General features: G+C 51.3%; 22 protein-coding genes and 3 tRNA genes. 16 read left to right on the top strand and 9 right to left on the bottom strand.

The genetic code is table 11. The features are described from left to right. Nucleotides 1-12 precede the first annotated feature (12 nt). Together rimI and holD are read right to left on the bottom strand one after the other, a co-directional pair. Nucleotides 13-459: a ribosomal protein S18-alanine N-acetyltransferase gene (gene rimI, locus FDX19_RS18265; protein ID WP_137383809.1), complete on the bottom strand. Its 447-nt coding sequence runs from the start codon at nt 457-459 to the stop codon at nt 13-15. Beyond that, nucleotides 428-841: a DNA polymerase III subunit psi gene (gene holD, locus FDX19_RS18270; RefSeq protein WP_137383810.1), complete on the bottom strand. Its 414-nt coding sequence runs from the start codon at nt 839-841 to the stop codon at nt 428-430. The genes rimI and holD overlap by 32 nt, the downstream gene beginning before the upstream one ends. A gap of 102 nt (nt 842-943) precedes the next feature. Here holD and rsmC point away from each other — a divergent pair, with 102 nt between their 5' ends. From rsmC to FDX19_RS18290, 4 genes are all read left to right on the top strand, one after another. Beyond that, the gene (gene rsmC / locus FDX19_RS18275; RefSeq protein WP_137383811.1) at nt 944-1975 is read left to right on the top strand and encodes a 16S rRNA (guanine(1207)-N(2))-methyltransferase RsmC; all 1032 of its coding nucleotides are present in this window, start codon (nt 944-946) and stop codon (nt 1973-1975) included. A 178-nt stretch (nt 1976-2153) separates the two neighbouring features. Further along, nucleotides 2154-2240 (top strand) — tRNA-Leu (locus FDX19_RS18280). 28 nt (nt 2241-2268) lie between these two features. After that, nucleotides 2269-2355: transfer RNA gene (locus FDX19_RS18285), tRNA-Leu, on the top strand. Between the two features lie 32 nt (nt 2356-2387). Then, a tRNA-Leu gene (locus tag FDX19_RS18290) sits at nt 2388-2474 on the top strand. 39 nt (nt 2475-2513) lie between these two features. Here FDX19_RS18290 and FDX19_RS18295 read toward each other — a convergent pair. Continuing rightward, the gene (locus FDX19_RS18295; protein WP_137384026.1) at nt 2514-2750 is read right to left on the bottom strand and encodes a DUF1435 domain-containing protein; all 237 of its coding nucleotides are present in this window, start codon (nt 2748-2750) and stop codon (nt 2514-2516) included. A gap of 253 nt (nt 2751-3003) precedes the next feature. Between FDX19_RS18295 and FDX19_RS18300 the strand changes: the two genes are divergently transcribed. Together FDX19_RS18300 and fhuF are read left to right on the top strand one after the other, a co-directional pair. Beyond that, nucleotides 3004-4080: a GGDEF domain-containing protein gene (locus tag FDX19_RS18300; RefSeq protein WP_137383812.1), complete on the top strand. Its 1077-nt coding sequence runs from the start codon at nt 3004-3006 to the stop codon at nt 4078-4080. A gap of 108 nt (nt 4081-4188) precedes the next feature. Beyond that, entirely contained in the window at nt 4189-4977 is a 789-nt protein-coding gene (gene fhuF, locus FDX19_RS18305) for a siderophore-iron reductase FhuF (RefSeq protein ID WP_137383813.1), read from the top strand. A gap of 30 nt (nt 4978-5007) precedes the next feature. Here the strand turns inward: fhuF and FDX19_RS18310 are convergent, their stop codons facing one another. Together FDX19_RS18310 and FDX19_RS25165 are read right to left on the bottom strand one after the other, a co-directional pair. Further along, the gene (locus FDX19_RS18310; protein ID WP_137383814.1) at nt 5008-6351 is read right to left on the bottom strand and encodes a PTS sugar transporter subunit IIC; all 1344 of its coding nucleotides are present in this window, start codon (nt 6349-6351) and stop codon (nt 5008-5010) included. Then, on the bottom strand, nt 6341-6481 hold the full coding sequence (locus FDX19_RS25165; protein WP_170974399.1) for a hypothetical protein: 141 nt from the start codon (nt 6479-6481) through the stop codon (nt 6341-6343). The genes FDX19_RS18310 and FDX19_RS25165 overlap by 11 nt, the downstream gene beginning before the upstream one ends. 235 nt (nt 6482-6716) lie before the next feature. Between FDX19_RS25165 and FDX19_RS18315 the strand changes: the two genes are divergently transcribed. Beyond that, the gene (locus FDX19_RS18315) at nt 6717-7175 is read left to right on the top strand and encodes a YbaK/EbsC family protein (RefSeq protein ID WP_137383815.1); all 459 of its coding nucleotides are present in this window, start codon (nt 6717-6719) and stop codon (nt 7173-7175) included. A gap of 45 nt (nt 7176-7220) precedes the next feature. Here the strand turns inward: FDX19_RS18315 and bglJ are convergent, their stop codons facing one another. Continuing rightward, the gene (gene bglJ, locus FDX19_RS18320; RefSeq protein ID WP_137383816.1) at nt 7221-7910 is read right to left on the bottom strand and encodes a DNA-binding transcriptional activator BglJ; all 690 of its coding nucleotides are present in this window, start codon (nt 7908-7910) and stop codon (nt 7221-7223) included. Continuing rightward, nucleotides 7871-8596: a response regulator transcription factor gene (locus FDX19_RS18325; RefSeq protein ID WP_137383817.1), complete on the bottom strand. Its 726-nt coding sequence runs from the start codon at nt 8594-8596 to the stop codon at nt 7871-7873. Before FDX19_RS18325 ends, bglJ begins: the two co-directional genes overlap by 40 nt. 438 nt (nt 8597-9034) lie before the next feature. Here FDX19_RS18325 and FDX19_RS18330 point away from each other — a divergent pair, with 438 nt between their 5' ends. The 6 genes from FDX19_RS18330 (at nt 9035) to opgB (ending at nt 14772) form a co-directional block, all read left to right on the top strand. Continuing rightward, entirely contained in the window at nt 9035-9811 is a 777-nt protein-coding gene (locus FDX19_RS18330; RefSeq protein ID WP_137383818.1) for a threonine/serine exporter ThrE family protein, read from the top strand. Next, a complete protein-coding gene (locus tag FDX19_RS18335; protein ID WP_137383819.1) occupies nt 9802-10275 on the top strand; it encodes a threonine/serine exporter in 474 nt (157 codons plus the stop codon). Before FDX19_RS18330 ends, FDX19_RS18335 begins: the two co-directional genes overlap by 10 nt. Nucleotides 10276-10397: 122 nt before the next feature. Beyond that, nucleotides 10398-10937 (top strand): primosomal protein DnaT, encoded by a 540-nt coding sequence (gene dnaT / locus FDX19_RS18340; protein WP_137383820.1) that lies wholly within the window; start codon nt 10398-10400, stop codon nt 10935-10937. A 2-nt stretch (nt 10938-10939) separates the two neighbouring features. Then, entirely contained in the window at nt 10940-11677 is a 738-nt protein-coding gene (gene dnaC / locus FDX19_RS18345) for a DNA replication protein DnaC (protein WP_137383821.1), read from the top strand. Between the two features lie 69 nt (nt 11678-11746). Then, the gene (locus tag FDX19_RS18350) at nt 11747-12238 is read left to right on the top strand and encodes a DUF2501 domain-containing protein (RefSeq protein WP_137383822.1); all 492 of its coding nucleotides are present in this window, start codon (nt 11747-11749) and stop codon (nt 12236-12238) included. A gap of 242 nt (nt 12239-12480) precedes the next feature. Further along, nucleotides 12481-14772, top strand: a complete 2292-nt coding sequence (gene opgB, locus FDX19_RS18355) for a phosphatidylglycerol--membrane-oligosaccharide glycerophosphotransferase (protein ID WP_137383823.1) — start codon at nt 12481-12483, stop codon at nt 14770-14772. 78 nt (nt 14773-14850) lie between these two features. On the opposite strand, the gene FDX19_RS18360 is transcribed toward opgB, so the two are convergent. Continuing rightward, entirely contained in the window at nt 14851-15873 is a 1023-nt protein-coding gene (locus FDX19_RS18360; RefSeq protein WP_137383824.1) for a zinc-binding alcohol dehydrogenase family protein, read from the bottom strand. A 137-nt stretch (nt 15874-16010) separates the two neighbouring features. Here FDX19_RS18360 and FDX19_RS18365 point away from each other — a divergent pair, with 137 nt between their 5' ends. The 3 genes from FDX19_RS18365 to FDX19_RS18375 all read left to right on the top strand — a co-directional run bounded on the left by FDX19_RS18365 (nt 16011) and on the right by FDX19_RS18375 (nt 19083). Beyond that, complete coding sequence (locus FDX19_RS18365) at nt 16011-16925, top strand: GntR family transcriptional regulator (RefSeq protein ID WP_137383825.1); 915 nt, start codon at nt 16011-16013, stop codon at nt 16923-16925. Nucleotides 16926-17140: 215 nt separating this feature from the next. Next, the gene (locus FDX19_RS18370) at nt 17141-18502 is read left to right on the top strand and encodes an MFS transporter (protein ID WP_137383826.1); all 1362 of its coding nucleotides are present in this window, start codon (nt 17141-17143) and stop codon (nt 18500-18502) included. A 65-nt stretch (nt 18503-18567) separates the two neighbouring features. Continuing rightward, entirely contained in the window at nt 18568-19083 is a 516-nt protein-coding gene (locus FDX19_RS18375) for a GNAT family N-acetyltransferase (RefSeq protein WP_137384027.1), read from the top strand. 87 nt (nt 19084-19170) lie between these two features. Here FDX19_RS18375 and tsr read toward each other — a convergent pair whose 3' ends face one another. Further along, nucleotides 19171-20835, bottom strand: a complete 1665-nt coding sequence (tsr, locus tag FDX19_RS18380) for a methyl-accepting chemotaxis protein (RefSeq protein WP_137383827.1) — start codon at nt 20833-20835, stop codon at nt 19171-19173. Between the last annotated feature and the right edge of the window lie 345 nt (nt 20836-21180).

Genomic DNA, 21180 nt, shown 5'->3' on the forward strand with positions numbered 1-21180 from the left:
TTACACCTTGTCTTACATGCTGATTGGCAATGCCATTATGATGGCATCTTCGTGACCATCGGCTGTCGGATAGTAATTGCGCCGAATCGTCGCCTCGTTAAAGCCAAGGCTTTCATACAATGCGATTGCTGCAGCATTCGAGGCGCGAACCTCAAGCCACAGCGTCAGAATACCGCGCTTTTCCAGCTCATCGATCAGGTATTCCAGCAGCTCACGCCCAAGGCCCCGGCGCTGAAAATCAGGATCAACGGCGATGTTGAACAGCGTAGCTTCATCCAGCACGACCTGCGTAATCGCAAAGGCTGCCATCGCGCCGTCAACGGTCAATTGAAAGTTGAGATAACGATCGCCCTGGTTGCTGGCGAATGTTTTTTCACTCCACGGAAAGGCGTGGGCACGTTTTTCAATCTGAAATGCTGCAGGTAAATCAGTCGGTTCGAGGGAAGAAATCGTGTTCATATGCGCAGATTTGTTGCCATAACGCGGCGCGTGCCGCGGGGTTATCCCGTAATTCATTAAACGCAGGACTGGCGACCTGAGCGCCCTCCAGCAGCAGCGGCTCTTCGGTTCCCAGCCGCCAGCTATTACAGCGGCTACCTTGCGGCAGCATGGCGACGCGGTCAGGCGTCAGTTGTAAAACCTGATCCGGGCTAACGGTCAATGCGTGTAAAATATCGCTCATTAACGGTTCGGTTAGCGCGGGTAACTGTGCAGCAACCATCACTAAACGGACATGCGCAGGAATTGAAATCGCGATCTCGCCCCGCAGCGCGCCAGGACGGCGCAGCGACCACTGCGTAATGCCCAGTTGCTGTAACTGCCAGTCTCGTCGGGATGTCATAGCGAAACACTCCTGTAATCAGGGGCGCAAATATAGCAAATTTGTCGAATCCGCGCCATCAAACAACTATAATCCCCCGCTGTACAATTTAAGGAGCACTCCATGTCTGCTTTTACCCCGGCAAGTGAAGTCTTGCTGCGCCACAGTGATGATTTCGAACAAAGCCGTATTCTGTTTGCCGGTGATTTGCAGGATGACCTGCCAGCCCAATTCGCAAGCGCCGCCAGCCGTGCGCATACTCAGCAGTTGCACCATTGGCAGGTACTGAACCGCCAGATGGGTGATAACGTCCGCTTTAGCCTCGTCGCACAAGCCGATGATGTTGCTGACAGCGATACGCTGATCTATTACTGGCCGAAGAATAAGCCGGAAGCCCAGTTCCAGCTGATGAATATTCTGTCGCTGTTACCCGTCGGCACCGATATTTTTGTTGTCGGTGAGAACCGCAGCGGTGTACGCAGCGCAGAGCAGATGCTGGCCGAATACGCGCCGCTGAATAAAGTCGACAGCGCCCGTCGCTGTGGCCTTTATCATGGCCGTCTGGAAAAACAGCCCGTTTTTGATGCAGAAAAATATTGGGATGAATACACCGTCGACAATCTGACCATCAAAACCTTACCTGGCGTATTCAGCCGTGACGGCCTGGATGTCGGCAGCCAGCTGCTGCTCTCAACGCTGACGCCGCACACTAAAGGCAAGGTTCTGGATGTCGGTTGCGGCGCAGGCGTGCTCTCCGTTGCATTAGCCAGTCACTCGCCGAAAGTTCGTCTGACCCTGTGCGATGTCAGCGCATCCGCGGTTGAAGCCAGTCGCGCAACGCTTGCGGCCAACGGTATTGAAGGTGACGTAATTGCCAGTAACGTCTTTTCTGACGTGGCGGGCCGCTTCGATATGATCATCTCTAACCCACCGTTCCACGATGGCATGCAGACCAGCCTTGATGCCGCGCAAACGCTGATTCGCGGGGCGGTTCGTCACCTGAACAGCGGCGGTGAACTGCGTATCGTGGCCAACGCCTTCCTGCCGTATCCGAAGGTGCTGGATGAGGTGTTTGGCTTCCATGAGGTTATCGCGCAGACCGGTCGTTTCAAGGTTTATCGTACCATCATGACGCGTCAGGCGAAAAAAGCCTAACGGATGTACGCCGGATAAGGCGTTTATGCCGCTATCCGGCGTGACACCAAGCAACGCCGGACAGCGCCCATTTTTACATCAATTAAATGCGTCCTGGTCAATTAACTATTGACGAAAAGCTGAAAACAACTAGAATGCGCCTCCGTGGTAACGATACTTTTTGTAGTGTCGATGGTATGCGAAGGTGGCGGAATTGGTAGACGCGCTAGCTTCAGGTGTTAGTGTCCTTTCGGACGTGGGGGTTCAAGTCCCCCCCCTCGCACCATAATCCACGTTGATATTGCTCGCACTGTGCGAAGGTGGCGGAATTGGTAGACGCGCTAGCTTCAGGTGTTAGTGTCCTTTCGGACGTGGGGGTTCAAGTCCCCCCCCTCGCACCAACGAGGCAATATCAAAAAAGTAAGATGACTGTGCGAAGGTGGCGGAATTGGTAGACGCGCTAGCTTCAGGTGTTAGTGTCCTTTCGGACGTGGGGGTTCAAGTCCCCCCCCTCGCACCAATTATCTTATTTTCCTTTCGGTTTTCTTCTCTGTGTTACTCATCCCTGATTCACGTTCATCATCACCAGAACAATACCGCCGATCAGTGCTGCACATGAAGGCAACAAAACGAAATGCCGTAAACGTTTGTGGTACAGCATTAGCGAAGTCAGCAGCAGTCCTAATACAATCATCGCCTTCCATGCGTCGAGTGACAGGTCAGTAAATGCCAGCCCGGCAATCACTATTCCCGGCAGCAAAACCCCCCATCCACTGCCCAGCGCACGTTGCAACATGGTTTCACCTATGACATTGATAATGATAACCAATATCATATGATAAATTTTCTCATTTGTCAGCCAGGAAAGGCTATCAATTCTATGAGTTTTACTTAACGATTGATGACATAAATAGTTTAAGGTGATAAATTGCTCGCCGGTTAGCTTTTCATCAAAAAACAATAACGACCTGAACGAATGATTTTTCGCTCATCATTTTTTCCTTACAAACACACCTTCGTATATTGCAGATAAATAACAATATTTACCTATGACAGTACAATCCTGGCGAACTCTGCGCACTAAGAAATATCAACTTTCTTTACGTCTGTTTCTGCTTCTCAATGCAGTCTCCGCGCTGTTTACGCTTGTTTTCCCACTTTTTGCCGTCAAAGCCGTATCTGTCCCAGCGTTGCTCATCCTGGCCGCCAGTACATTACTGTTGGCATGGCATGGGAAATATACGAATAAAAGAATTAATCTTCCTTTTATTTCAATCATTTTCGGCTTGTTGTGGGCAGCTCATATTGTGCTGAAATTCACAACACTGGATAATAATGATTATTATTTTCTGTTGATTGCACTTCTCAGCGTGCTGTTTATTGGCTCTATCGCTTTTGCCAACAATATCATCGCCTTTACGCTACATTCGTTACCCTCAGTCGTCGTCTGTTTATGGCTTAACGGTAGCGAGCATGGTCTGCGAATTTTCTATTTTATGGCGTTGCCGATGGCCGGGATTGCCATTCAACACGTGATCCAAAAGCGCTACGACGGCTTCGCCCAACAGCTGATGTACAAACTGCTGGAAGAGCGAGAAACCCTGAACGGCCTCAGCATGCTCGATCCGCTGACGGGGCTGTATAACCGTCGTGGGCTGCAACACCGGCTCGATACGTTACTGGCACTGAGCAACGCGAAGCATTACGTCTTATTGCTGGATATCGATCATTTCAAAGCCTATAACGACCATTACGGACACATGATGGGCGATCAGGCGCTGATTCGCGTTTCTGCCGCGATTCGTGATTCCGTGCGCTCCCGGGATGTGGTCGCGCGTTTTGGTGGCGAAGAATTTATGGTGTTACTGACCGCCGTCGATCCACAGCAGGCACAGGCCGCAGCCGAGCGTATCCGCCAGAAAGTATACGACCTTAAGATTCCTCATATGTTTAATGAGAGCGTAGCAACCAATGTGACGGTCAGCATCGGTATTGCGCCTTTAATGGATCAGGATATTGACTCCGCGATTACCAGAGCAGACAAAGCACTTTATGAGGCCAAGAATCTCGGTCGAAACAACACCCTGGTCAGCGATGAGCTGCGGATAAACTGCACCTCTTCCTGAGTTTTCCGTGCGGAACGGCCCGATATTGCGACAAAGATCTTGCCATCATTTACCCTCGCCTATAGGATTAGAAATCATTATCATTTAGATTAACATCCTTATATCGCCATGGCTTACCGTTCCGCACCCATCGTTGAAGATGTCATCTGGCACAGCCATCTCCCTGCAGAGATGCCCTCGCTGGCGGCTTCCGTGCGTGCGACCATCGCCCAAACCCGCGAACACTTGCTGGATTTCATTCGCCTTGACGAAACCCCGCCTCAAGGGGCAATGACATTACATGAATGGACGCAACCGACAACGCTAAGTTCGCTTCTGGCCGTTTATTCAGACCACATCTACCGCAACCAGCCCACGTTAGTACGCGAAAATAAACCGCTGATCTCCCTCTGGGCGCAATGGTATATCGGCCTGATGATGCCCCCGCTTATGGTGGCTCTGCTGACGCAAAAAGAAGCCATTGATGTCGCGCCGGAACATATGCATGTGGAGTTTCACGAAACCGGGCGTGCCGCATGTTTCTGGATAGATGTACATCAGGATCACCAGACCACGGCACTCTCACCGCAGCAACGTATGGAAACGCTGATTTTGTCAGCCCTGACACCGGTTGTTCAGGCGCTGGAATCAACGGGTGAGATCAACGCGAAACTTATCTGGAGCAATACCGGGTATCTCATCCACTGGTATTTAACGGAAATGAAACCGCTATTAGGCGAAGAACTGCTGACAACATTGCGCCAAACCTGCTTCTTTGAGAAACAGCTATCCTGTGGCCAGGATAATCCGTTGTGGCGTACCGTCGTTCCACGTGAGGGACTGTTAGTACGCAGAACCTGCTGTCAACGCTATCGCTTGCCCGATGTTCAGCAATGCGGTGACTGCACGTTAAAGTAAACGAGGAGCCACAGCCCCTCGCCTGCACGATTACGCTACCTGCTGATTTTCCTCTTCTATCCGCTGAGCTTCTTCTTTTTCCTGCGCCAACAGTTGCTTCTCATAGACCTTAAAGAATGGGAAGTAGATGATGGCAGAAACCAGCGCCAACACGATCACCAGGATCGCCGCACGATAATCCCAGCCTAATGCCCATGCCGCCCCCACCGGGGCCGGGGCGGTCCAGGGAACTACAGAAATTACGCGACCAATCAAATCCAGCTTCATCGCCGCCCAGGCCAGTACGGCATTCACCATCGGCGCAAGCAGAAATGGAATAAAGAACACCGGATTCATTACTATCGGCGTGCCGAAAATCACCGGTTCATTGATATTAAAAATGCTTGGGACGACGCTGAGGCGTCCAATCGAGCGTAGATGGGCCGAACGGCTGCGCAGATAGCAAATCACCAGCCCCATCGTCGCCCCCGATCCCCCCACGACGATGAAGAACGTCCAGAACGCTTCCATAAAGATATGCGGTAAGGGCGCGCCCTGCGCCAGCGCCGACTGGTTCATCCCAAGATTGGTGAGCCAGAACATTTGCAGCATCCCGGACACAATCGCCGCCCCGTGAATCCCAGCAAACCACAGCAAGTGGCCTATCAATACCGCCAGCAATATCGCCGGAAGAGAATCGGCAGCAGACACCAGCGGTTTAAAGATGGCCATAATGGCCTGAGGGATCAGCATATCAAACTGCGACTGTATCGCCAGGCTCAGCGGGTACAGCGTCAGCACCACAACCAGTACTGGGATCAGGAGATCAAATGAGTTTTTGATCATCGGCGGCACTTGATCGGGCAAGCGGATCCCGATGTTGTGCGCCTTCAGGAAGCGCATCATTTCAACGCAATAAATTGCCACGAGGATCGCGGTGAAAATCCCCGTCCCTCCCAGGCTATCAACCGGCATCGTACCCTTGGTTTTCGGTGCGGCAATCAGCAAAAACGCCATGATGGACAGCATCGCGCACATAAATGGATCCAGCTGATGCGACTTCACATAGTGTTTACCCAGGTTATAAGCAATGGCGGCACATATATAGACCGACATGATCCCCATCGTCATATCAAACGGCGTGAGTATCTGGCCTTCAAATTGTTTTGCCAGATCCAGCCATGCGCGGGCAAATCCCCAGGTGGTATCCGGCGAAAAAGGAGGATAGGCAAAAACCAGCAGAAAAGATCCTACAATCATAAACGGCATTGCCGAAATGAAACCATCACGTATTGCCATCACATGGCGTTGTGAAGAAATGCGCCCGGCGACAGGACTAACGTAGTTTTCAACAAAGCGGAAAATCACATTAAACACAGCATGGTTAGTAGACATGGCCGCTCTCCTGTTGTGCGAAGCCCTGTAAAAGTGCTGGTATCAACACCACCACGTAAGGCCCGTTACCCCTTTTCGCAACCGTGCCGGGAGGAACGCCAGCGCTACCGCTATTAAAGTTAAGTTTCATAGATGGCTCTTATTATGTGATACAGAGGAAGTGACAGCTTCAGTATTAATCGCCATTTCAACATTCTGCAACCGGTTACTGTAACCGGTTTCTTTGATTGTGAAGGTGATCGAAAAACTGCCAATGTTGCTGTGTTGTTACAATAAAATATTTACAGTAACGCTGCCCCTATGACAAATTACGCCAGGCGGTTTTCTGCTGTGCAGGACTGCGGATAAGCGAGAGGGAGAGAAGAATGAGTTTACAATCCGTACGGCAGTTTTTTGCGCAACATGCGCCAGATATTGAAATCATCGAATTAGATCAAAGCACCGCCACCGTCGATCTGGCAGCCAGGGCCCATAACGTCGAACCCGGGCAGATAGCAAAAACGCTGTCACTCAAGGTGAGAAACGACATTATCCTGGTCGTCGCCAGAGGAGATGCTCGTCTCGATAATAAAAAACTGAAAAATACGTTTGGCGCCAAGGCGCGCATGCTGAGTAGTGATGAAGTGGTCAACGCAACAGGTCATCCCGTAGGAGGCGTATGTCCTTTCGGGCTGGAAACACCCATATCGGTGTACTGTGATGTCTCGTTGAAACACTATACTGAAGTGCTCCCTGCGGCTGGAGCCACTCACAGCGCGGTTCGCATTGCGCCAGAGAGAATAGCAGAACTGACTGCGGCAACCTGGGTTGATGTGTGCCAGTAATCGATTTATCTTTCCATGCCAATGACTACGCCGATACGCATCTTCTCAAGCATGCAATACCGGAGCAGTACGACGAAAAGATGACGGTTCTGCAGAGCGTACATGCAACAGGATATCGGCAGCATCCAGTAATCCGGCATCCGAACTAACACCCAGTTTGGACATCACATTAAATTTATGCGCGCGAATCGTTTTAATGTTTCGCTCAAGCTCAATCGCAATCTGCAGCATCGAATAACCATTCGACATATAGCGCAGAATTTCGCGCTCGGTTGGGCTAAGCATACGGCATTGATTGATATACCAGAGTTTCTTCGTGTCTTCTGTTTCCCCTCTGACACAATCCAGCGCTGCAAATAATTCTTCCTGTAACACATTCAGCGTGGATGCTTTACTAATCACGGCATCCAGTGGTAACGGTGACAGCGAGCCAATTAGCCGCGCCTCGTCATCATCATCGGCAATGACCACCCGCTTGATGCGAGGGTGTTTCACCGCCAGCTCCGTCAGGTAAGCCAGTCCAGTGCGGCGATCGGTTCTTTTCGCGGAAAGTGAAAAAATAACCGCGGAAAAGGACGTCTGTGACATCGCCTGGCTGAAGTCTGGCAGTTGTGAAAAGGGATAAAGTTGGTATTGGTTGTTCGGTCTGGCATTAAATAAATTATAAATACCCACGCTGCTCATTACGCACTTTTCTACCAGTGCGACATTTCTTTTGATACTTCTGTCTTCCATTCCGTGGTCTCTCCATAAACTGAAGGTAGATTCAATTCTCGTGCTCCTTGAGAACTATTTATCCAGGCATACATCTCCGCATTGCTGTGTATTGACAGACGACGCATCGCACTATTTTTCTGTGCGCTGATGGTCTTATTACTTTTTTTAAGTAATGTGGCAATCTGATTAATCCCCCAGCCCTTTCCCAGAAGCCGTAGTACTTTCCGTTCAGATAGCGTCAGAATAATTGAGTGTACGCTATGATCCTGCCTTTCTGGTGTTATTACCGGAGAGAGCAATACCGGGCTAATTCTGTCGGCATAAACATTCCCTGCATCAATAGCATTTACTAAACTATCAATTGGTTCGGCATCAGATAACAGCGAACTGATTGGACACATCAGCAGCTCAACGGCCACAGGATAATAATTTCGAGAAACGAGAAAGACCCAGTGAATATCGCGGTATTGAGGTAACAAAGAATAATATTGCTCGCAGATCGTGCGCGGATGACTACAGTCTCCGGTTAAATCAGCGATAACCAGATCTGAACGTCGCAGTTGCAGCAATGTCAGTTCTTCTACGGCGCGGCAGTAGGTCAGTTTGTAATCGGAGAAATGCGCTTGCATTACCCCTTTAAGCCCAGTTTGTATGATAGGTAATTTACTAATAATAATTGCGTTCTTGCAGCGTCCTGGCAACATAACTCCTCCATATTCACATGTCCTCAATCTTGCGCACGCAAGTATCACCTTCAATCAAATAAATAATTAATAGACATGCGTTAAACAATAGACAGGATGAATTATTTATCCTTATTATAAATAGAAAATGGCGATGCTACGTTCCCAATAGCATCACACTATAAATTCATCATGCCATAATCACGCACATGTACATTCATTGTACAATTAAAATAACTACATTAAATTATTAGCATTCCTTACGTAATTACTGCTCATCTCGAAAAATTTAGTCCGGGTTCAAGCGTGGGTCCCACGATACGATTTCCTGCAACCACCAAGTAGCCTGTTTCTTTTTTCAACACAAAGATTGATCTTATCCAGAGCCAACGGACTCACGCTTCATGATAAAAAGAAGATATTCTTCATTAAGAGAGCATCTTTTAGTCAGAGCGAGCTATGCAAACAGAGCAGTCGTCACAAAGAACGGTTACACGGTTATGTATACAATGCGGGCTTTTTTTACTGCAACATGGCGCAGAAAGCGCGTTGGTCGATGAACTTTCCACCCGCCTGGGTCTGGCGCTGGGGATGGACAGTGTAGAAAGTGCCATATCATCGAATGCCATCGTGCTGACGACGATCAAAGACGGACAATGCCTGACATCGACCCGAAAAAATCAGGATCGTGGCATCAACATGCACGTAGTGACGGAAGTGCAACACATCGTTATTTTGGCAGAGCATAATCTGCTGGATGAAAAAGGGGTAGAGAAACGGTTTAACCAAATCAAACCGCTGCGCTATCCCAGATGGCTGGTTGCTGTCATGGTCGGATTGTCCTGCGCCTGCTTTTGTAAGCTCAATAACGGCGGTTGGGATGGCGCGATGATCACCTTCTTCGCCAGCATGATCGCCATGTACATTCGCCAGATCCTGGCTTCCCGGCATTTGCATCCACAAATCAACTTTTGTATCACCGCTTTTGTGGCAACCACCATCTCCGGCCTGCTGCTTACGCTCCCGACGTTTAATCACACCCCTACCGTAGCCATGGCCGCCAGCGTGCTGTTACTGGTTCCCGGTTTTCCGTTGATCAATTCGGTTGCGGACATGTTTAAAGGGCACATTAACACCGGCCTCGCTCGCTGGGCGATTGCCAGTCTGCTTACGCTGGCAACCTGCATTGGCGTGGTGATGTCGATGACCTTATGGGGGCTTCGCGGATGGGCGTAATCGATTTTATTTTTGCACTCATACAGGACATGATCCTTTCTGCCATTCCGGCATTAGGATTTGCCATGGTCTTTAATGTGCCACATCGGGCGCTTCCCTGGTGTGCGTTGTTAGGCGCCCTGGGACACGGTTCCCGAATGGTGATGATGACCGCTGGATTCAACATCGAATGGTCGACCTTTATGGCCTCGCTACTGGTAGGCTGCATTGGGATCCAGTGGTCACGCTGGTATCTGGCGCATCCGAAAGTCTTCACCGTTGCGGCAGTGATCCCTATGTTCCCTGGGATCTCCGCCTACACCGCCATGATATCCGCCGTAAAGATCGGTCATTTCGGCTATAGCGAAGCGCTGATGATTACCCTGCTGACCAACTTCCTGAAAGCATCATCGATTGTGGGCGCACTCTCAATTGGGCTTTCCGTGCCAGGGCTATGGCTGTATCGCAAACGCCCGCGCGTGTAACGAGTGAACCTGTTTACCCCTTCGCAGATGGGGGAACCTTCCCTCATCTGCTGCTCTCCTCTTTCTCTGTGTTACTATAAAAGCAGTCCCTTCTCGGTTGTTGTTCAGTATTGAGAAACATTATGTCCTGCAAAATTTTGACTCCGGACGTCATCAGTATTGACGCCTTATTACACGATCACAACGCGGTGTTGGCGAAGTCGGCGGCTGGCGCTGTGGCTGTTTTTGCCAATAATGCGCCTGCTTTTTACGCCGTAACCCCAGCACGGCTGGCAGCGTTACTGGCGCTTGAAGAGAAGCTGTCACGCCCGGGAAGCGATGTAACCTTAGATGCCCAATTCTATGAAGAGCCGCAAGCGGCACCGGTTGCCGTGCCAATGGGGAAATTTGCGATGTACGCCGACTGGCAGCCAGATGCTGACTTCCAGCGTCAGGCGGCGTTATGGGGCGTGGCATTAAGAGAGCCGGTCACCGCCGAAGAACTGGCCTCATTTGTTGCCTACTGGCAAGCCGAAGGCAAAGTCTTTCACCATATCCAGTGGCAGCAAAAACTGGCGCGCAGTATCCAAATAGGCCGGGCCAGCAATGGCGGAATGCCGAAGCGCGATGTGAACAGTGTCAGCGAACCTGACAGCCATATTCCACCAGGTTTTAGGGGATAACGATGAAAAATGTTGGCGACCTGATGAAACGTTTGCAAAAAATGATGCCACCCAATGTTGAACCAGCCTTCAAAACAGGCGAGGAGCTACTGGCCTGGCAAAAGGAGCAAGGTGAAATTCGTGCCGCTGCATTGGCACGTGAAAACCGTGCCATGAAAATGCAAAGGACCTTCAACCGTTCCGGTATCCGTCCACTACACCAGAACTGCTCGTTCGAGAACTATCACGTCGAGTGCGAAGGTCAGATGAATGCCCTGAGCAAAGCCCGCCAATACGTTGAAGAGTTTGACGGCAACATCGCCAGTTTTATCTTCTCTGGCAAACCCGGCACGGGTAAAAACCATCTTGCCGCCGCCATCTGCAACGAACTGCTGCTGCGCGGCAAGTCGGTATTGATTATTACCGTCGCCGATATCATGTCGGCGATGAAAGAGACCTTCAGCAATCGTGAGACCAGTGAAGAACAGCTGCTCAACGATCTCAGCAATGTGGATCTGCTGGTGATCGACGAGATCGGCATGCAGACCGAATCCCGCTACGAGAAAGTGATCATCAACCAGATTGTCGATCGCCGTTCGTCGTCTAAACGCCCAACCGGCATGTTAACCAACAGCAATATGGATGAAATGAACAAACTGCTCGGCGAGCGGGTGATGGACCGTATGCGGTTGGGCAATAGCCTGTGGGTGATCTTTAACTGGGAAAGCTACCGCAGTCGGGTGACCGGTAAAGAGTATTAAGCATTAGGAACACTCTTAAGACAGCCAGCGCTATACTGCGCTGAAAATGCATAACACGAGTTACACATAATGATGAAAACACCCCAACGTCTGCTGTGCTGCGCGCTTGCCGCCAGCACGCTCATCTCCACCAGCGTTTTCGCCGCCTCCTGGCAAGATTCGCTCTCCAGCGCGGCCAGTGAGCTGAGCAAACAAAGCTCCGGCTCGCAGGGCAGCTCGTCGCTCTCTTCCCTGACCAGCCTGCTAAATGGCAGCAATCAGTCGTTGACCTCCAACAGCATGAATAACGCCGCCGGGATCCTGGAATATTGCGCGAAGCAGAAACTGGCCTCGGTCACTGACGCGCAAAACGTCAAAAACCAGGTGCTGGATAAACTGGGGCTCAGCGCGCCAGAACAGAAACAAGATACCAACTATATGGACGGAATTCAGGGTCTGCTCAACGCCAAAGATGGTCAACAGTTGGACCTGAACACGATTGGCAACAGCTCGCTGGCGAAGCAGGTCAAAACCAAGGCCTGCGATCTGGTATTAAAACAGGGTATGAACTTCATTTCCTGATACAACAAATGCCGCGCCCGGCCATTTCACCATCGGCGCGGCAGCAAACAATCCCCCGATGATATTTATCTATCAAATGAGGAGTGATTGCCCGCAAACACCCGCATATCTAAACCAATTCTGAATAACAATCTCATTTAATGTCACTACAATTGCAGCAATATAACAACGCTATTACATTGTACTCTCAAAAAAATGATTAGCCTGCCAGGCAATTGCCCGGTGTTACTGAGGATAGACCGTTGTCAGAATTGCTCTCCATCACTCTGTTTCTCGCTTCGGTACTGATTTATGCCTGGAAAGCGGGTCGCAACACCTGGTGGTTCGCCGCCACGTTAACGGTGCTGGGGATCTTTATTGTCTTAAACATCACGCTGTATGCCAGTGACTATTTCACGGGTGACGGCATCAACGATGCGGTCCTGTACACCCTGACCAACAGCCTGACTGGCGCGGGTATTGGAAAATATATCCTGCCGGGCGTTGGGATCGCCCTGGCGCTGACCACCGTTTTTGTCACGCTGGGCTGGATACTGCGTCGCCGTCGCCATCATCCACATCATGTCGGTTACAGTCTGCTGGCCCTGCTGCTGGCGCTGGCTTCTGTTGATGCCAGCCCGGCGTTCCACCAAATAACTGAACTGGTCAAATCCCAGTCACGCGATGGCGATCCCGATTTTGCGGCCTATTACAAAGAGCCATCAAAAACGATCCCCAATCCGAAGCTGAATCTGGTTTATATCTACGGCGAAAGTCTGGAGCGTACTTATTTTAACGATGACGCCTTCCCGGATCTGACCCCGGAACTCGGCGCGTTGAAAAACGAAGGCCTGGATTTCAGCAACACCATGCAGCTGCCGGGTACCGATTACACCATCGCCGGCATGGTCGCCTCACAGTGTGGCATTCCGCTGTTTGCACCATTTGAAGGCAACGCCTCGGCATCGGTTTCCAGTTTCTTCCCCAACAACATCTGTCTGGGCGATATCCTGAAGAACTCCGGTTATCAGAACTATTTTGTGCAGGGCGCAAATCTGCGCTTTGCCGGGAAAGACGTGTTCCTGAAATCCCACGGTTTTGATCACCTGTACGGCGCTGAAGAGTTAAAGGGCGTCGTTGCAGATCCTGCGTATCGTAACGACTGGGGCTTTTATGATGACACCGTACTGGATGAAGCATGGAAAAAATTCGAAGAGCTGTCACGCTCAGGGCAGCGTTTTTCACTGTTTACCCTGACGGTAGACACGCATCACCCGGATGGGTTTATTTCCCGCACCTGCAACCGTAAACGCTATGACATCGATGGCAAAGCCAATCAGTCATTTAGCGCCGTCAGTTGCAGTCAGGAAAACATTGCCACGTTTATTAATAAGATCAAAGCGTCACCGTGGTTTAAAGATACCGTTATCGTGGTGTCTTCCGATCATCTGGCGATGAATAACACCGCATGGAAGTACCTGAACAAGCAGGATCGTAACAACCTGTTCTTCGTGCTACGTGGCGATCAACCCCAGCAGGAGACGCTGGCGGTGAAGCGGAATACCATGGATAACGGTGCTACCGTACTGGATATTCTGGGCGGCGATAATTTTATCGGCCTTGGACGCAGTAGCTTATCCAGCGAATCCGTATCGGAAGTGTTCCTGAACATCAAAGAGAAAATGCTGGCGTGGAAGCCCAACATCATCCGTTTGTGGAATTTCCCGAAAGAGATGAAAGCATTCACCATCGATCGGGACAAAGAGATGATCGCTTTCTCCGGGAGTCATTTCCGTCTGCCGCTGCTGCTCCGGGTCTCGGATCAACGCGTCGAACCGCTGCCGGAAAGTGAATATTCAGCCCCGCTGCGCTTCCAGCTGGCTGATTTCGCCCCGCGCGACAACTTTGTCTGGATAGACCGCTGTTACAAAATGGCGCAGCTGTGGGCACCGGAACTGGCACTCTCTACCGACTGGTGCGTATCACAGGGGCAACTGGGCGGGCAGCAGATCGTGCAGCATGTCGATAAAGCCAACTGGAAAGGGAAGACGACGTTTAAAGATACGGTCATCGACATCGAACGCTATAAAGGTAACGTCGATACGCTAAAAATTGTCGATAACGATATTCGCTACAAAGCTGACAGCTTCATTTTCAACGTAGCGGGCGCGCCGGAAGAAGTGAAACAGTTTAGCGGAATTTCACGCCCTGAATCCTGGGGGCGCTGGTCTAACGCCCAGCTGAGCGAAGAGGTGAAAATCGAATACAAGGCTCCGTTGCCGAAGAAATTCGATCTGGTTATCACCGCGAAAGCCTATGGCGATAACGCCAATCGCCCTATTCCCGTACGCGTCGGCAACCAGGAACAAACGCTGGTCTTAAGTCAGGAAGTCAGCACCACCACCTTGCATTTTGATAACCCGACATCCGCCGACACGCTGGTGATAATCCCACCCGATCCCGTTGCTACCAACGAGGGCAATATTCTCGGCCACTCGCCGCGTAAGCTGGGGATCGGGATGGTTGAAATCAAAGTGGTTGATATACAGAGTTAACCATCCGGATAACCCCAATAATGTGCCAGTAAAAAAAACAGCGCCCAACACGACTCCGGGCGCTGCATGGCAACTGTCTCAGAACGTAATCACCCCTTTGATCAGCTCACGGTTGTTGATCACATCCCGTTCATAGATCTCTGCCAATGTGTCAAACGCATAGCGATGCGTCAGCATCATGTCAGCCGTCAGTTTGCCTTCCGACATCAGACGCCCCACTTTGGCAAAATCTTCCGGCGTGGCGTTACGGCTGCCCATCATGGTGGTCTCTTTCTTGTGGAACTCAGGATCGGAGAACTGTAAATCACCTTTGAACAGCCCGACAAAAACGATGCTGCCGCCGTGGCGGATCAAATTCACCGTGTTGTTCATCGCGTGCTGATTCCCCGTGGCATCAATGACTTTTTGCGCCAGCGAACCGCCAAACTGGTCACGCAGTTGCGAATCAAAATCGTCAGCGGACGGATCGATAACCGGGAGCCCTAATCGGGAAACCACATGCTCTCTGCGTGCCGGGCTGGTATCCGCGACAACCACCTGTGCACCGTCCGCTTTGGCTATCGCCGCGGCACCGAGGCCAATCGGGCCGGCACCGACAACGAGAACATGCTCGCCAGGTACCACCGCCGCCCGACGCACCGCATGGGCGCTGATGGCATAAGGTTCGATCAATGCCGCGGCATGCGGGTCTATCCCTTGCGCATCCAGCAGGTTGCTCACCGGTACAGACAGGTATTCGCTGAAACCACCATCCTGATGCACGCCAATCACCGAGATCTTTTCACAGCAATTAGTGCGCCCACTCAGGCACGCCGGACATTGCTGACACGCCACGTAAGGAATAACCGCAACCTGCTGACCAGTTTTCATATTTTGTATATTTTTACCCAGCCGAACAATCTCCCCACATATTTCATGGCCTAATACACGTGGATAGCTGAAAAAAGGTTGATTCCCGCCCCAGGCATGAATATCAGTGCCACAAATCCCCACAGATTTAATTTTAATTAGTGCTTCGTTACCCCCCGGAATAGGTATTTCACGCTCTCTCCAGACTAATTTTTTGGGTTCCTGGCAAATCAGCGTATTCATCGTAGACATGATTCTGCTCTCCTGTTTTTTTGTTGCCTCAGATATCGACGAATTTAAAAATGCCGGAGAAAACAGAAACACAATCTGTGAATTCCAACGCATAAAAATGTTTTAAATCGGGTTTTAATGGATAAAAAGGAGACGTAATGAGCCGTTCACAGAACCTACGCCACAATGTGATTAACCAGATAATCGATGATATGGCGCGTGGCCATATCCCTTCCCCGTTGCCGTCACAAAGCGCGCTGGCGGAGATGTACAACATCAGCCGGACCACCGTGCGCCACATGCTGAGCCATCTAGGCGAGTGCGGCGTACTGACGCAGGTCGGTAGTCACTACGTTATCGTCCGTAAGCCCGACCATGATGACGGTTTTTCGTGTACCACGGCATCCATGGCTGAGCAAAATCGAATTTTTGAGCAGGCCTTTTTCACCATGATTAACCAGCGCCAACTGCGTGCAGGCGAGAGTTTCTCTGAGCTGCAACTGGCCAGAGCTGCGGGCGTCAGCCCGGTAGTAGTACGGGAATATCTTTTAAAATTCGAACGTTACAACCTGATAAAAAACGAAAAACGCGGTCAGTGGAGCATGAAGCAGTTCGATCAGGCCTACGCCGAGCAGTTGTTCGAACTGAGAGAAATGCTGGAGACTCACTCTCTGCAGCATTTCCTCAACCTGCCTGACGATGATCCGCGCTGGCTGCAGGCCAAAACGCTGCTGGAGCGCCACCGGATACTGCGTGACAGCATCGGCAGTAGCTTTCGCATGTTCTCGCAGCTGGACCGAGAATTTCATGCTTTACTGCTTTCCGCAGCCGATAATATATTTTTTAATCAATCACTTGAGATTATTTCTGTGATTTTCCACTTCCACTATCAGTGGGATGAAAGCGACCTCAAGCAACGCAACATCATTGCCATCGATGAACATATGACCATCCTCAGCGCGCTGATTTGCCGCAGTGACCTGGATGCCACCCTGGCGCTTTGTAACCATTTGAATTCAGCCAAACAATCGATGATTCGCTCCATCAACCAACGTTGCCATGATGCTTATTAAGAACAGATTAAAAACAGCAAACCATTACCGGGAGCACGGTTTTATAAAAATAAAAACGCCAGAAAAATACCTCTTGCCTATGCTCACGCTAAGTCGACTGCATTAAAAAACTTTCGTGAGCGGTGATGAAAAAATTGATTTATCACCGGTACTTTTTCAATACAGCACAGCCTGCCGCTGTGTAAAAATAAATTATTGAGGTTCAGGAGTCCGGCGTGGAAAAAAATAATATTACCCTCGACCCGAGTTCTTCGTTTGGTACCTCGTCATCTGCGGATATTAATGTTCCGCCAGAAGGCATGGTGCAACGCAGTAGTCGAATAAAGCGCATTCAGACCACAGCAATGATTTTATTATTTTTTGCTGCGGTGATTAATTACCTCGACCGCAGTTCATTGTCGGTAGCAAACTTAACCATTCGCGAAGAACTGGGGCTCAGCGCCACACAAATCGGCATACTACTGTCGGTGTTTTCTCTCGCGTATGGTATTGCGCAACTGCCCTGCGGCCCGCTGCTGGATCGTAAAGGTCCGCGCATCATGCTTGGACTGGGGATGTTCTTCTGGTCGCTGTTCCAGGCGATGTCTGGCATGGTGCACAGCTTCACGCAGTTCGTGCTGGTGCGTATCGGGATGGGGATTGGTGAAGCGCCAATGAACCCCTGTGGCGTAAAGGTCATCAACGACTGGTTTAACATCAAAGAGCGCGGTCGTCCGATGGGGTTATTCAACGCCGCTTCAACGATCGGGGTGGCCATTAGTCCGCCGATTCTGGCTGCCATGATGCTGGTCATGGGCTGGCGCTGGATGTTCATCACCATCGGTGTGCTGGGTATTTTCCTCGCTATCGGCTGGTACATGCTGTACCGCAACCGCGAACAGATTGAATTGAGCGCCACCGAGCAGGCGTACCTGAACGCCGGCAGTGTCAACGCGCGTCGCGATCCTTTGAGCTTTGCCGAATGGCGCAGCCTGTTCCGCAACCGTACCATGTGGGGCATGATGTTGGGCTTTAGCGGCATCAACTACACCGCATGGTTATATCTGGCCTGGCTGCCGGGCTACCTGCAAACGTCCTACAACCTGGATTTAAAAAGCACCGGATTAATGGCTGCCATTCCGTTCCTGTTTGGCGCAGCCGGGATGTTGATCAACGGTTTTGTCACCGACGGGTTGGTAAAACGCGGTATGGCGCCCATTAAGAGCCGTAAGATTTGTATTATCGCCGGGATGTTCTGCTCTGCAGCCTTCACGTTTGTCGTACCACAGGCAACAACATCAATGGCTGCGGTACTCCTGATCGGTATGGCGCTGTTCTGCATTCACTTCGCCGGCACCTCCTGCTGGGGGCTGATCCACGTCGCTGTCGCTTCACGTATGACCGCCTCTGTGGGCAGTATTCAGAACTTTGCCAGTTTTATCTGCGCATCGTTCGCGCCAATTGTCACCGGGTTTATTGTTGATACCACCAACTCGTTCCGCCTGGCGCTGATCATCTGCGGTTGCGTCACCATGGTAGGCGCGCTCGCCTATATCTTCCTGGTTCGTCAGCCAATCAGCGACCCACGTCAGGAGTGATGCTCTGTAAGGGTCCGGTAATCGTACATTACCGGACCTGCGTGAAACCCCGCTATACTGCCTCCATGAAAATCACTTTCCGCTCCACAACCCAGGTCGATACCCCTATCCTGCCGGGCATCGAACGCTCCGCAGGACAGCGCTTCCTGCGCGTTCCTTCGCTGGCATGGCTCGCCGATGGTCACACCGTTACGCTCTCCCAACATCAGCACTATGTTGACAACGAAATGAGCTGGCTGGCACTGGCAGATAACTCTTCCGTTGGCTTTTTGCTGGCAGAACCGCTTGCATCATCGCTGTTTATTGCTGAAGTTTCTCTGCATCTGGACTGGCAGGGGAAAGGGATTGGTCGGGGGTTGATTCGCTACGTCGCTGAACAGGCACGGGAAAAAGGGTATGCATCACTCACACTGACCACCTTTCGCGATGTGCCATGGAACGCGCCCTTCTATGCCGGTCTGGGGTTTGAGATGCTGACAGATGAGGCGCTTTCTACACCACTGCGCCAGAAAAGAGAAGCAGAAGCGGCACACGGCCTGGCGTATGATTCACGCTGCGCCATGCGCCTGATGTTGCGTTAATTGCCCGATGGCGGCTACGCCTTATCGGGCCTACGTAACCTTTTCCCGTAGGCCGGATAAGCGCCAGCGCCATCCGGCATCACAGGCTTAGAACGTTTCCCAGTTATCACCGGCATCCGTTACCGCGGCTTTGCGTGGTTGTACGGTTGCTGAAGCGGGTTTTGCGGTCGCCACATCGCGAGCACGCTGTTGATCATGCTGAATACGGAACACCGCAACGGCCTGAGTCAGACGGCTGGCCTGTTCTTCCAGCGCCGCAGCGGCAGCAGCGGATTCTTCCACCAGCGAGGCGTTCTGTTGGGTTACACGATCCATCTCGGCGACGGCCAGACCGACCTGGTCGATACCGCGGCTCTGTTCATCAGAAGCCGAAGCGATTTCGCCCATGATATCGGTCACACGGGTCACCGCATTAACGATCTCATCCATGGTTTCACCGGCGCTTTCTACCAGCGTTGAACCCACATCGACACGACTTACCGAATCTTCAATCAGGCTTTTGATTTCGCGGGCAGCCTGCGCACTGCGCTGGGCCAGGTTACGGACTTCACCCGCCACCACCGCAAACCCACGCCCCTGCTCACCTGCGCGCGCAGCTTCTACTGCGGCGTTCAACGCCAGGATGTTGGTCTGGAAGGCAATGCCGTCGATCACGCTGATAATATCGGCAATTTTCTGCGAACTGGAAGCGATGTCGCGCATGGTTTGCACCACGTTATCCACCACTTTTCCGCCTTTCTGCGCCGTTTCTGAGGCACTCAGCGCAAGATGGCTGGCCTGACGGGCGTTTTCGGCGTTCTGCTTCACGGTCGCCGTCAGCTGTTCCATGCTGGCCGCGGTTTCTTCCAGAGAAGCGGCCTGTTGCTCAGTACGTGAAGAGAGATCGTTGTTACCCATCGCAATCTCGCTGGCGCCGCTATAGATAGCGTTAGCGCCATTACGCACATCACCCACGGTGTTCATCAGCTCACCCTGCATGTGACGCAGGCTTTCTGCCAGTTGCCCAATCTCGTTGGACCCTTCGACATCAATGCGCTTTACCAGATCGCCGCTGGCGATATGGCGAATGCTGTCAATCAGACGGTTCATCGGAGAGATAAGAGAAAGTTTGATACCGAACCAGACCGCGACAATCGCCGCCAGCACGGTAATCAGCACGCACGCCAGTACCCACATCGCCTGGCTGTAAGAGCTGTTGTTATCTTCAACCGCAATGTCATACAGACGATCATTCTGCTGCATGTAATTGACATACTGCTTCTCAAAACCATCCTGATAGCTTTGCGTCGGTTGATCAAAGAATGCGTTGATCTTCCCTTCACCCAACAGTTGGATCAGCTCCGCCAGCGCACCATGGTAGATGTCATAGGTGCGGTTGATCTCCTGGAAAGCGGCTTCACTTTGACGCGGGTCACGCGGGAGAGACTCATAGACCGCCCAGTTTTTTTCCGTCAGTTTCAGCGCCGTGCTCGCTACCTGCATCAGTTCAGCAACGGTCGCACCGCTGCCGATATTGTTCTGATCCATCATGTAGCGAATCCCCGCCCGGTTCAGGGTGTTTCGCGTTTGTAGCAGTTCAACCCAGGCGGCATTCAGCGCAGACTGCTGCTGGCGAATGGTTTGCAGAACGGTAAAGTTCTCTTTGTCATTCTTAAGTGAGTTAAAGAACAACCCGCCCGAGGCCAGTTGTAAAACGCCAAATAGCGCCAATACCAGCAGTAAGCTGGTAACAATCTTCATTCGTTTTAACATGTTTTCTCTTTCCGCTAGACAGATGTCAGAATTTTCGGCCTGGAAAGGGAAAACTTTATGGAATTCGTGCTAACTGAATCGATCTCAGCATCGACGATTCGTCGATCCCCGCAGTCAACCCAGGATCTAAAGGCGTTTCTCAGTGATCTCAATCACATAATTATCCCCACTCACCGGCATCAGGAACCGCTCACTGACACTTGGGACCGCTTAAGCTGACATACAACCACTCACTTATTTACCTTACTTTACGCGCGTAACTCTCTGGCAAGATCCTCCCAACATAGCAGTCAACTTATCTCCTCAAACACACAATCAATCCCCCAGCGGCCTCGGCCAATTATT

Source organism: Citrobacter sp. wls619, from assembly GCF_005281345.1.
GTDB lineage: Bacteria > Pseudomonadota > Gammaproteobacteria > Enterobacterales > Enterobacteriaceae > Citrobacter.

Coding starts and splice junctions, on each gene's coding strand:
- FDX19_RS18330 (WP_137383818.1), top strand. CDS start 9,035: ATGCAAACAGAGCAGTCGTCACAAAGAACGGTTACACGGTTATGTATA.
- fhuF (WP_137383813.1), top strand. CDS start 4,189: ATGGCTTACCGTTCCGCACCCATCGTTGAAGATGTCATCTGGCACAGC.
- FDX19_RS18350 (WP_137383822.1), top strand. CDS start 11,747: ATGATGAAAACACCCCAACGTCTGCTGTGCTGCGCGCTTGCCGCCAGC.
- FDX19_RS18310 (WP_137383814.1), bottom strand. CDS start 6,351: ATGTCTACTAACCATGCTGTGTTTAATGTGATTTTCCGCTTTGTTGAA.
- FDX19_RS18315 (WP_137383815.1), top strand. CDS start 6,717: ATGAGTTTACAATCCGTACGGCAGTTTTTTGCGCAACATGCGCCAGAT.
- FDX19_RS18295 (WP_137384026.1), bottom strand. CDS start 2,750: ATGTTGCAACGTGCGCTGGGCAGTGGATGGGGGGTTTTGCTGCCGGGA.
- FDX19_RS18335 (WP_137383819.1), top strand. CDS start 9,802: ATGGGCGTAATCGATTTTATTTTTGCACTCATACAGGACATGATCCTT.
- FDX19_RS18360 (WP_137383824.1), bottom strand. CDS start 15,873: ATGTCTACGATGAATACGCTGATTTGCCAGGAACCCAAAAAATTAGTC.
- FDX19_RS25165 (WP_170974399.1), bottom strand. CDS start 6,481: ATGAAACTTAACTTTAATAGCGGTAGCGCTGGCGTTCCTCCCGGCACG.
- FDX19_RS18325 (WP_137383817.1), bottom strand. CDS start 8,596: ATGTTGCCAGGACGCTGCAAGAACGCAATTATTATTAGTAAATTACCT.
- FDX19_RS18300 (WP_137383812.1), top strand. CDS start 3,004: ATGACAGTACAATCCTGGCGAACTCTGCGCACTAAGAAATATCAACTT.
- FDX19_RS18365 (WP_137383825.1), top strand. CDS start 16,011: ATGAGCCGTTCACAGAACCTACGCCACAATGTGATTAACCAGATAATC.
- tsr (WP_137383827.1), bottom strand. CDS start 20,835: ATGTTAAAACGAATGAAGATTGTTACCAGCTTACTGCTGGTATTGGCG.
- dnaC (WP_137383821.1), top strand. CDS start 10,940: ATGAAAAATGTTGGCGACCTGATGAAACGTTTGCAAAAAATGATGCCA.
- rimI (WP_137383809.1), bottom strand. CDS start 459: ATGAACACGATTTCTTCCCTCGAACCGACTGATTTACCTGCAGCATTT.
- rsmC (WP_137383811.1), top strand. CDS start 944: ATGTCTGCTTTTACCCCGGCAAGTGAAGTCTTGCTGCGCCACAGTGAT.
- dnaT (WP_137383820.1), top strand. CDS start 10,398: ATGTCCTGCAAAATTTTGACTCCGGACGTCATCAGTATTGACGCCTTA.
- holD (WP_137383810.1), bottom strand. CDS start 841: ATGACATCCCGACGAGACTGGCAGTTACAGCAACTGGGCATTACGCAG.
- bglJ (WP_137383816.1), bottom strand. CDS start 7,910: ATGGAAGACAGAAGTATCAAAAGAAATGTCGCACTGGTAGAAAAGTGC.
- FDX19_RS18375 (WP_137384027.1), top strand. CDS start 18,568: ATGAAAATCACTTTCCGCTCCACAACCCAGGTCGATACCCCTATCCTG.